The organism is Pontimicrobium sp. MEBiC01747 (genome assembly GCF_053601635.1).
In genome coordinates, this window is the sequence record NZ_JBSHNS010000323.1 from 1 (window position 1) to 11183 (window position 11183).

Annotated in this window: 8 protein-coding genes, 1 tRNA gene and 1 pseudogene; 4 read left to right on the forward strand and 6 right to left on the reverse strand. The window is 32.8% G+C overall.

Going from position 1 to position 11183, the window contains the following annotated elements; translation table 11 throughout:
- Positions 1–82 precede the first annotated feature (82 nt).
- Positions 83–481: an SPOR domain-containing protein gene (locus ACVC2P_RS10625; RefSeq protein ID WP_452598453.1), complete on the forward strand. Its 399-nt coding sequence runs from the start codon at positions 83–85 to the stop codon at positions 479–481.
- A 68-nt stretch (positions 482–549) separates the two neighbouring features.
- On the opposite strand, the gene infB is transcribed toward ACVC2P_RS10625, so the two are convergent.
- From infB to rimP, 3 genes are read right to left on the reverse strand one after another with little or no spacing between them, the layout of a single operon-like run.
- Positions 550–3411 carry a translation initiation factor IF-2 gene (gene infB / locus ACVC2P_RS10630; protein WP_452598454.1) on the reverse strand — a complete coding sequence of 954 codons (2862 nt, stop codon included), beginning with the start codon at positions 3409–3411 and terminating at the stop codon, positions 550–552.
- Between the two features lie 38 nt (positions 3412–3449).
- Positions 3450–4682: a transcription termination factor NusA gene (gene nusA / locus ACVC2P_RS10635; protein WP_452598455.1), complete on the reverse strand. Its 1233-nt coding sequence runs from the start codon at positions 4680–4682 to the stop codon at positions 3450–3452.
- Between the two features lie 12 nt (positions 4683–4694).
- Entirely contained in the window at positions 4695–5156 is a 462-nt protein-coding gene (gene rimP / locus ACVC2P_RS10640; RefSeq protein WP_452598456.1) for a ribosome assembly cofactor RimP, read from the reverse strand.
- Between the two features lie 255 nt (positions 5157–5411).
- Between rimP and ACVC2P_RS10645 the strand changes: the two genes are divergently transcribed.
- Positions 5412–6236, forward strand: a complete 825-nt coding sequence (locus tag ACVC2P_RS10645) for a universal stress protein (RefSeq protein WP_452598457.1) — start codon at positions 5412–5414, stop codon at positions 6234–6236.
- 52 nt (positions 6237–6288) lie between these two features.
- On the opposite strand, the gene ACVC2P_RS10650 is transcribed toward ACVC2P_RS10645, so the two are convergent.
- Positions 6289–6361 (reverse strand) — tRNA-Gln (locus ACVC2P_RS10650).
- A 152-nt stretch (positions 6362–6513) separates the two neighbouring features.
- Between ACVC2P_RS10650 and ACVC2P_RS10655 the strand changes: the two genes are divergently transcribed.
- Positions 6514–9999, forward strand: coding sequence for a DUF2723 domain-containing protein (locus ACVC2P_RS10655; RefSeq protein WP_452598458.1), 3486 nt, complete (start codon positions 6514–6516; stop codon positions 9997–9999).
- A 3-nt stretch (positions 10000–10002) separates the two neighbouring features.
- A complete protein-coding gene (locus ACVC2P_RS10660) occupies positions 10003–10659 on the forward strand; it encodes a polysaccharide deacetylase family protein (RefSeq protein WP_452598459.1) in 657 nt (218 codons plus the stop codon).
- Here ACVC2P_RS10660 and ACVC2P_RS10665 read toward each other — a convergent pair.
- The gene (locus tag ACVC2P_RS10665) at positions 10656–10952 is read right to left on the reverse strand and encodes a thioredoxin family protein (RefSeq protein ID WP_452598460.1); all 297 of its coding nucleotides are present in this window, start codon (positions 10950–10952) and stop codon (positions 10656–10658) included. The two genes, ACVC2P_RS10660 and ACVC2P_RS10665, sit on opposite strands and share 4 nt — an antisense overlap.
- A 77-nt stretch (positions 10953–11029) precedes the next feature.
- Positions 11030–11183 (reverse strand): annotated as a pseudogene (locus ACVC2P_RS10670) (metallophosphoesterase); the annotation flags it as partial.

Consider the following 11183-nt stretch of genomic DNA (forward strand, 5'->3'; position numbering starts at 1 on the left):
TCTAATTTAGAGATATTCTAAATAAGAAATGCGACCAAATTTCGTTATTTACTTTTACATTTGTATTAATAAAAACTTATTTATGACACGATTTTCTTATAAAAACCTTTGTTTACTAGCACTTTGCCTATTTGGCTTCACAGCCTTTAGCAATGCACAACAGGGTAAGGTTACCATTAATCAAGACCCTGCTATTTCTACTTTATTAAATTATAAAACAGAAATTAATGCTAATGACAAAGACACTAGACGCTATAAAATCCAAATTTTTTCAGGAGATCATAGCAAGGCAGAAGAAGTAAAAACTGCCTTTAAGTACTCTTATGATAAATGGTCTACAAAAAAGGTTTATGAAACTCCTAATTATAAAGTATGGGTGGGTAATTTTAGAACTAAGCTAGAAGCCGATCGTGCACTTGTAGAAATTAAAAAGAAATTCCCTTCTGCTTTTCTTTTTAAACCAAAAAAGGAGAAAGATTAAAAAAGGAAAAATCTAGACATAAAAAAAGGCGACCATTGGGTCGCCTTTTTTGTTTAATTGATTTTATATTATTTCAATTTCTTTTTTACTTCTACTTCATGGAATGCTTCTATTGTATCTCCTTCTTTTATGTCATTGAAGTTTTTAACTTGCATACCACAATCGTATCCTTTAGACACTTCTTTAACATCATCTTTAAATCGTTTTAACGATGCTAATTCACCTGTGTAAGCTACAACGCCATCTCTAATAATACGTATTTGAGAGCTTCTGTATATTTTCCCATTCATTACCATACAACCTGCAATTGTACCCACTTTAGAAACTTTAAATAGTTCTCTAATTTCTGCTGTACCTGTAATTTCCTCTTTAAGCTCTGGAGACAACATACCTTCCATAGCATCTTTAAGGTCATTAATTGCATCGTAGATAATTGAGTATGTTCTAATATCTACTTCTTCTCTATCTGCTATTGTTCTTGCATTTCCTACTGGTCTTACATTAAATCCAATAATAATGGCATCTGATGCTGTTGCTAATAACACATCACTTTCTGTTATAGCTCCTACTCCCTTGTGTAAGATATTAACCTGAATTTCTTCTGTAGATAATTTCTGGAACGAATCTGTTAAAGCTTCTACCGATCCATCCACATCACCTTTAAGGATAATATTAAGTTCTTTAAATGTTCCTAAAGCAATACGACGTCCAATTTCTGCTAATGTTAATGTCTTTGTTGTACGCACATCTTGCTCACGTTGTAATTGCATACGTTTTGTTGCAATTTGTTTTGCTTCGCGTTCGTCTGCAAATACATTAAATTTATCTCCAGCTTGTGGCGCTCCGTCTAATCCTAAAATAGATACTGGTGTTGATGGCCCTGCTTGTTTAACGTTATTACCACGTTCATCTTGCATTGCCTTAACTTTACCACTATTTTTACCTGCTAGTACATAGTCTCCAATTCTAAGTGTACCCGCTTGTACTAAAACTGTAGAAACGTACCCTCTACCTTTATCTAAGTAGGCTTCTACTACTGTACCTACTGCTGGTTTATTAGGATTTGCTTTTAGTTCTAACAACTCGGCTTCTAGTAATACTTTTTCTAGTAAGTCTTTTACACCTGTTCCTACTTTTGCTGATATATCGTGAGATTGTATTTTACCTCCCCAATCTTCAACTAATAGGTTCATGTTTGCTAAACCTTCTTTAATTTTATCTGGGTTTGCGTCTGGCTTATCTATTTTGTTTATAGCAAATACAATTGGCACTCCTGCTGCTTGAGCGTGAGAGATTGCTTCTTTTGTTTGCGGCATAATATCATCATCTGCTGCTGCAACAATAATTGCTATATCTGTAACTTGGGCTCCACGTGCACGCATGGCTGTAAAGGCCTCGTGTCCTGGTGTATCTAAAAAGGCAATTTTTTGTCCGTTTTCTAGCTCTACACCATAGGCTCCAATATGCTGTGTAATTCCTCCTGATTCTCCTGCTATTACGTTTTCTTTACGAATGTAATCTAGTAAAGATGTTTTACCATGATCTACGTGTCCCATTACTGTAACGATTGGTGCACGTTCTACTAAATCTTCTGGTTTATCTTCTACTTCTACAATAGATTCTTCTATATCTGCTGTTATAAATTCTACTTTATAACCAAATTCTTCTGCAACAATACTTAATGTCTCAGCATCTAAACGCTGATTCATTGTTACCATCATACCTAAAGACATACATGCAGAGATAACTTGTGTTACCTGTACATCCATCATAGTAGCAACTTCACTTGCCGTAACAAACTCTGTTACTTTAAGGATTTTACTTTCTGCTGCTTCTATTTTCTGATCGATTTCAGATTGCTCTCTATGTTGCTCTCTTTTATCTCTTCTGTATTTAGCTCCTTTTCCTTTATTAGATTTACCTTGAAGTTTTTCAAGTGTTTCACGCACTTGCTTTTTAACATCTTCTTCGCTAGGCTCTTCTTTTACAACAGGACGTCTAGACTGACCAGATTTTTTACCTTTAAATCTATCGTTTCTATTGTTGTTTGATCTATTATTAGGATTATTTCCTCCTGATTTATTATCTCCTGGTTTAGAAATACGACGACGCTTTCTTTTGTTAGTATCGTCTGGCTTTTTCTCCTCCTTCTTTTTCTTAGGCTTATTAAATTGAGATAAATCAATTTTATCACCTGCAATTTTAGGACCTGTAAGTTTTTGGTACTGCGTTTTAACCTTCTCTTCAACAATTTCCTCTCCTTCTGGAGTTACAATTGTTTTAGCATCTGGTTTTTTAGGCGTTTCCTTTTTAGCTTCAACTGGTGCTGGTTTCTCTTCAACTTTTGGCTCTTCCTTTTTTGGAGCTTGAGGTTTAGGAGTCTCTTTTTTAGCAACTTCCTTTTTCTTAGGCTCTAAATCTATCTTACCAATAGTTTTTGGTCCTGCTAAAGTTTTAGCTGCTTTTACAACTTCTTGCTTAGGTGCTTCCTTTGCTTCTTCTTCCTTAGCTTTAGGTGCTTCCTTTACAGGTTCTGGAGTTGTTTCTTCTACGTCTTTCTTCTTCGGGTTTAAATCTATTTTCCCAATAGTTTTTGGTCCTGATAAAGGCTTGGCAGCTTTTACAACTTCTCTCCTTCTTGCCTGCTCTCTAGCTTCAATTTCTTTTTGCTTTGCTTCAAGCTCTTGCTCACGCTTAATACGTAAGTCCTCTTTTTCTTTTTGTTTCGCTTCACTAACTTCCTGAGAGGCTACTTTTTTACTAGCATCTGTTTGAAACTCATCAGAAAGTATTTTATACGTTTCTTCAGAAATTTTCGTAGTCGGGCGCTTCTCTATCTCGACACCTTTGGAATCTAAAAATTCCACAGCACGATCTAAAGAGATGTTTAGCTCACGTAATACTTTATTTAATCTAATCGTTTCAGCCATAAATTGCCTTTAACCTTTAATTTTACTCCAAATATATGTTAATCTTCGAATTCTTCCTTAAGAATTCTAATAACATCTAGAATTGTTTCCTCTTCTAGGTCTGTTCTTTTTACTAAATCTGCAACGTCTTGTTCTAAGACACTCTTTGCAGTATCCATTCCTGCTTTACTAAATTCTTGAATAACCCAGCCTTCTATTTCGTCTGAGAATTCTGTTAACTCCACATCTTCTTCTGCACCTTCTCTAAACACATCTATCTCGTATCCAGTTAATTGTCCTGCTAAACGAATATTGTGTCCGCCACGTCCAATAGCCTTACTTACTTCTTCTGGCTTTAAAATAGCTTCTGCTCTTTTATTTTCTTCATCTATTTTAATAGAGGTTACTCTTGCTGGACTTAAGGCTCTAGTAATATACAATTGTAAATTATTTGTGTAATTAATTACATCTATATTTTCGTTTCCTAATTCACGAACAATTCCATGAATTCTAGATCCTTTCATACCTACACATGCTCCAACTGGATCAATTCTATCATCATAAGAATCTACAGCTACTTTTGCTTTTTCTCCTGGAATTCTTACTACATTTTTAATGGTAATTAAACCATCAAATACTTCTGGTATTTCCGATTCAAATAATTTTTCTAAGAACTTAGGTGATGTACGAGACATAATAATAGCTGGCTTGTTTCCTTTAAGCTCAACACTATCAATAATTCCTCTTACATTATCTCCTTTTCTAAAGAAATCTGAAGGTATTTGCTTATCTTTTGGTAAAATAATTTCATTGCCTTCATCATCTAATAAAATTACTGCTCTGTGACGTATGTGGTGCACTTCGGCAGTATAAATATCTCCTTCTAAATCTTTAAATTGCTTAAAGATGTTAGTGTTATCATGTTCGTGTATTTTAGAAATTAAGTTTTGGCGTAATGCTAAGATAGCTCTACGTCCTAAATCTATTAATTTCACTTCTTCAGACACATCTTCTCCTACTTCAAAATCTGGTTCTATCTTGCGCGCTTCAGATAATGATATTTCTTGATTTGGTTCTTCTACTTCTCCATCTGCTACTACTATTCTATTTCTCCAAATTTCTAAATCCCCTTTATCTGGGTTTATAATTATATCGAAGTTATCGTCATCTCCAAACTTCTTTTTTAAAGCATTTCTAAACACGTCTTCTAGAATTGCCATTAATGTCACACGGTCGATTAATTTATCGTCTTTAAATTCCGAAAACGATTCAATTAATGCAAGATTTTCCATAACTCTATTGAATTAAAATTTTATCATCACTTTTGCTTCTACAATATCGTTGTAAGCAATATTTCTTTTCTTTTGAACGGTCACCTTACCTTTACCTACTGGTTTTGGTTCTCGGGCTTTCCATTCTACATCTATAGCTTCATCTGAAGCATTTGTTAATTCCCCTTCTATTGTTTCTGTCTGCATTTTCACCTCCAATTTGCGTCCAATATTCTTTTTATATTGTCTTGGCAATTTTAAAGGCGATGCAGCACCTGCAGATGCAACTTCCAGAGAAAAGTCTTGTTCTTCTCTATCTAAATTATGCTCTATAGCTCTACTAATAAACATACAATCTTCTACTTTAACACCATTATCTCCATCGATAATAATATTAATCAAGTTTGCACCAGATATAGAGAAGTCTATTAAGAATAAATCTTCTCTTTCTTGTAATGCTTCTTCCAGTAAATCTTTAACAGTCGTTATAAACATTTTTAAGTATAAAAAGAGGGGACTTTACGTCCCCTCACCTTTCTTATTTTCTTTCAACGGTGCAAATATACACATTTTTATTGATTTTCATAACTTAAACTGTTTAGCATTTTAAAATAATGTGAGTTATTATTTAAAATAATCTTTATAAAATCATTTTTTCATTACAAAAAGGAAAACTCTAATGTGTAAGTCTTTACGTAAAATCATTTTTTTTTATTAAATTTATAAAACCACACTAAATCACACATATATATGAAAAAATTACTAGTTCCTACAGATTTTTCAAATGAAGCCGAAAACGCCATTAAGGTTGCTGCACAACTTGCTAGAAAGCATAATTGTGAGTTAATCTTACTCCACATGCTAGATCTCCCAATGAATCATATTACAGATGGAGGTGCACCTACAGACTTACCTGAGGCTGTTTATTTTATGAAATTAGCCCATAAACAATTTGAATCTGTAATGAACAAAGACTACCTAAGTGACATTACTGTGCATGAAATGGTAGATTTTCATGATATTTCTACAGGTATCTTAGAGACTTGCAAAGCGCATAATGTAGATTTAATAGTTATGGGGTCTCATGGTTCTAGCGGGCTTAAAGAAATGTTTATAGGCTCTAATGCTGAGAAAATTGTACGTACATCTGAAACGCCTGTTTTAGTTATTAAAAATGAACATACTGATTTTAATATTAGAGAGTTTGTTTTTGCCTCAGATTTTAAAAATGACAATAAAGAAACCTATAAGCAGGCTATAAAATTAGCTGAAGCTTTTAATGCTAAAATTCACTTACTAATGGTAAATACTGTTGCAAACTTTACCACAACAGCTGATGCCAAAGTAAGAATAAACGAGTTTATTAAGGATAATGATTTTAAAAACTACACGATTAATATTTATAATGATGAGACTGCCGAGAAAGGAATTCTAAACTTCTCTCATATTATTAATGCAGACCTAATTGGTATTAGCACACACGGCAGACAAGGTATTGCTCACTTTTTTAACGGTAGTTTAAGCGAAGACATTGTTAATCATGCCAAACGACCAGTAATTACTTTTAAGATATAACTTAAAAACAATGTAAAATAAAAAAGTCTTCCAAAATTGGAAGACTTTTTTGTTGGCCCACTAGGGCTCGAACCTAGACTCTTCGGTACCAAAAACCGACGTGTTGCCAGTTACACCATAGGCCAGTAACTGTTTGCGGGTGCAAATATAAAACGAATAATAATATCTGCAAACATTTATTTAAAAAAAATTCACAAAAACCTTAACGTTAACTTAAAAATGGCTACCGTTTAATAATTATTACTAAATTCGCCATCATAATAAATAAGACACATCAATGACTTCAATTAACTTTAAAAAATGGAACAACATACTGGGTTGGTTCGCTTTTTTAATTGCATTAATAACTTATAGCTTAACTGTAGAACCTACTGTTAGTTACTGGGATGCAGGAGAATACATATTAACTTCTGCAAAACTACAAGTTGGTCACCCGCCAGGAGCACCACTATTTCAAATGTTAGGAGCCATGTTCTCGACTTTAGCTTTTAATCCTGAGCAAGTTGGATTAATGCTTAATATGGTTAGTGCAGTATCTAGTGCTTTTACTATTTTATTTATGTTTTGGAGTATTTCTTTGTTGTTACAAAAAGTAATTGGAGAACATAAATTAACTAATGATAGAATTAAAGCTATTTTAGGTAGTGCTTTAGTTGGTAGTTTAGCGTTTACTTTTACTGACTCTTTTTGGTTTAATGCTGTTGAAACAGAAGTGTATGCTATGGCAACACTTATAATGTCTATTTTATTCTATTTAGCTTTACGTTGGGAGCAAGATATGCATACACCTCGCGGTAATCGTTGGCTTATTTTAATTGCTTTTATTATTGGGTTATCCTTTGGAGTTCACTTTATGGGGCTATTAACCATTCCTGCCATTGGTTTAATCTACTTCTTTAAAAACTATAAAAAAGTAACGGTTTTAAACTTTATAGTTGCTAATGTTGTTTCTGTTGCCATCTTATTAATTATATTTAAATTACTAGCACCAAATATTCTAAGGTTTTTTAGTGTTTCAGAAATATTCTTTGTTAACACCATTGGCTTACCTTTTAATTCAGGTTCTATAATTGCTGGATTAATTTTAATTGCTGCCATCTATTTTGGCTTAAAATATACCAGAGATAAAGGTTATAAACATGTTAATACAGGAATTCTATGTGTTACATTTATAATTATAGGTTTTTCTTCTTGGTTAATGTTACCTATTCGTGCTAATGCAAATGTTGTTATTAACGAAAATAACCCATCTAGTGCGAGAGAGTTATTAGCATATTATAACTTAGAACAATATCCAGAAACACACTTATTTTATGGTCCTTTATTTACAGATCAATATTCTGGGCTAGATGAAAAGACGCCTTATGTTGATGATAAACCTAAATATGAAAAGGATGAAAAGTCTGGAAAATATATTATAGTCAATGATTGGAAAAAGGCTAAACAGAATTACAATTCTAAACATGCTTCTATTTTACCAAGAATGTGGAGTGGTGAAAATGCTAAAAACTACTTAATGTTTTCGGGCTTTTTAGATTTTAATTTAAAACCAGAGTTTACAATAGATCCTACTACAAAAAGGTTAATAGAACAATTTATTTATAATCTTAATGAAGGCAAATTAAGTGATAGTGAGTATCAACAATTTGTAGCGAAATACGAACAAGAACTAGGAATTTATACTAGTGAAGGGTTAAACAGAATAAAATCTATGGTTTCCCAGTTTAAAAATGAAGTTGCAAAAGGTAGTGTTGATTATGAAGATTATGCAAATTTCTTGAAAGAATATGGGCAAAGTTATCTTGATGTTGAAAAACCTTCTCTTGCTAGTAATATAGCTTACTTATTTGAGTACCAATTAGGATACATGTACTGGCGTTACTTTATGTGGAATTTTACTGGTCGTCAAGACGACATACAAGGTAAACTAGACAATCATGGAAACTGGATAAGTGGTATTAAAGCTTTCGATTCTTGGCACCTAGGCATGTCTCAAGATAATTTACCTAGCGATGTAAAAAATAATAAAGCTAGAAACACGTACTTTTTCTTACCTTTTATATTTGGGTTAATTGGTTTATTCTTTTTATTAAATAGAGATAAAAAAACCTTTTGGGTATTGCTAGTCTTTTTCTTATTCACAGGACTAGCTATTCAGGTTTATACTAATGTACGTCCTTTTGAGCCTAGAGAACGTGATTACTCTGTTGTAGGTTCTTTTTATGTGTTTGCAATTTGGATAGGTTTTGGAGTATATGCGCTTTACGATATTTTACAGAATAAGGTTAAAACACCTCTATTAGCACCAGCAGTTACTTTAGTTTGCATTTTATTAGTACCAACTATTCTTGCTGCAAATAACTGGGATGACCATGACAGGTCTGGCAAATATACCGCTAGAGCTATGGCTAAAAAGTATTTAGATTCTTGTGATAAGAACGGAATACTATTTTCTATTGGAGACAACGATACATTCGCACTATGGTACGCACAAGAAATTGAAGGTTATAGAACAGATGTTCGTGTTGTAAACACGAGTTTATTCCAAACCGATTGGTACATAGACCAAATGAAGCGTAAAGCTTACGAAAGCGACCCTATACCGTCTCAATTAACTCACGATCAATATAAGCTTGGTACTAGAGAATATGTTATGAAGCGTTTATATTATACCGATCCAAGATCTGGAAAAGATAAGCGTATTTATAGTAAAGACACTTTATTAATTAAAGATTTCATGAATTTTGTCTCTAGCGATAACCCTAAGACCAAATTTAAAAGTGTCTTAGAATTAGAAGGGGAAGATCCAAATCAATACCCATCTCAATATAGAAATCTTAATTATTTCCCTGTTGAGAACATTAGAATACCGGTTAATAAAGCTAATGTTTTAGAGAACGGAATTGTAAAACAAAAAGACGCTGATAAAATTGTACCCTATATAGATATAAAAATTAAAGAGAGTGCTATTTATAAACAGCGTTTACTTATGCTAGACATTGTTGCTAACAACCACTGGAAACGCCCTATTTACTTTACTGGCGGTGCTTTTGGTTCTGATGATTATATCTGGATGGAAGACTATTTGCAGTTAGATGGTATGGTTTATAAGTTAGTTCCTATTGCAACTCCTGTAGACCGAGCAAATCCATTTGATATGGGACGTGTAGATACAGATTTAATGTATAACAAAGTAAAACATTGGGATTGGGGAAATAGTGGTAGTGATGCTATTTACCATGATCCAGAAACGAGAAGAAATTCTATTACTTATAGAGGTAATTTAGCGCGATTAATAGAGCAATTAATTAAAGAGGACAAATTAGATAAGGCTGAAGAAATAGCAGATATTGCCATGACAAATATGCCTGTAGATAAATTTGGCTACTATACGCTTTTAGAACCATACATTGGCGCTTATTATGAGGTAGGAGCTAAAGAGAAAGCGAGACAACTATTTAAAGATGTCGCTGTTAAATACCAAGAAAACTTAACGTATTACAGCGAATTAAATAGAGAACAACAACGTTCTAGTATTGTTGATATTTACACAGATATAGAACGTTACCGTGCACTTATTATACTGCTTGCAGAATACGATGATGAGTTTGGTGAAAAAGAGTTTTTAACGTTCCGTAATTACGAGCAGTTATTTAACGATATTATGCCACAGGAAGAACAGCAACCTCTAAAAGAAGACTTAGATTTAGCTATAGATAGTTTAATATCTAGAGATAGTAGTATTATTAATGTAGAAGACTAGCAGTTGATTTTTTTTCCAGTAAAAATACCACAGTTTATAAAACGAATTTTCCCAAACTATGTTTGGGATTTTTCGTCTAAAGACAAAATACTGTATCTTACTTTTGATGATGGCCCTACCCCAGAAATTACAAATTGGACACTTAATACTCTTAAGCAATATAATGCAAAAGCTACCTTTTTTTGTATCGGGAATAATATAGAAAAGCACTCAGATATTTTTAATACTATAGTTGAACAAGGGCACCATGTAGGCAACCATACTCATAACCACTTAAAAGGCTGGAGAACCTCTAAAAAGAACTACATAAGTAATGTAGAGCAAGCTCAAGAAATTATCAATACCTCTATAATAGACAACAAACGTCTGCCAAAATCTAATCTTTTTCGCCCACCATTTGGGAAGATCAAAAATAGTCAAGCAAAAGCGCTTATAAAAAGAGGTTATAAAATAATAATGTGGAGTGTTATTTCTATAGATTGGGATAAAAAACTACCTAAGGAACAGTGTTTAAAAAATGTTATTAAACACACTACTAATGGAAATATTATTGTATTTCATGATAGCATTAAAGCCGCAAAGAACATGACATATGCTTTACCAGAAGTATTAGAGCATTTTAGCAATAAAGGCTATATCTTTAAAGCAATTCCTTACTAAGTATATTGTTGTAAAATACTTATTAATGTATTAGCATCTTGTTCGCCACTATGCCTCCATTGCATTTCGCCATTTTTATATATAATAAGTGTTGGCAATCCTTTTACTCGTAATGCTTCAGACAATTCTCTATTCTTCTCAACATCAATCTTAATCACTTTGGCTTTATCTCCCATTGCAGCAGCAACATCTCGTAGTACTGGATGCATTGCCGTAGATTGCTCATTCCAATCTGTAAAAAAATCTAACAGAACAGGAATATTTACATCTATTAATTCTCCAAATTTTGACATTATTTAAAGTATTAGTTTAAACTTGTTACTTCAAATCTACAATTTTTTAACAACTTATAGTTTTATATTGTTGATTTTTAAGCTGTTTTAGAGCCTTTTTTTAGTTCTATTACAGTTATTTCTGGCCAAATACCTACTCGACCTGGGTAGGCATGAAAACCAAAGCCTCTATTTACATTTATAAATTGGTTTGCTTCTTCGTATAAACCAGCCCATTGTTTATATACATAT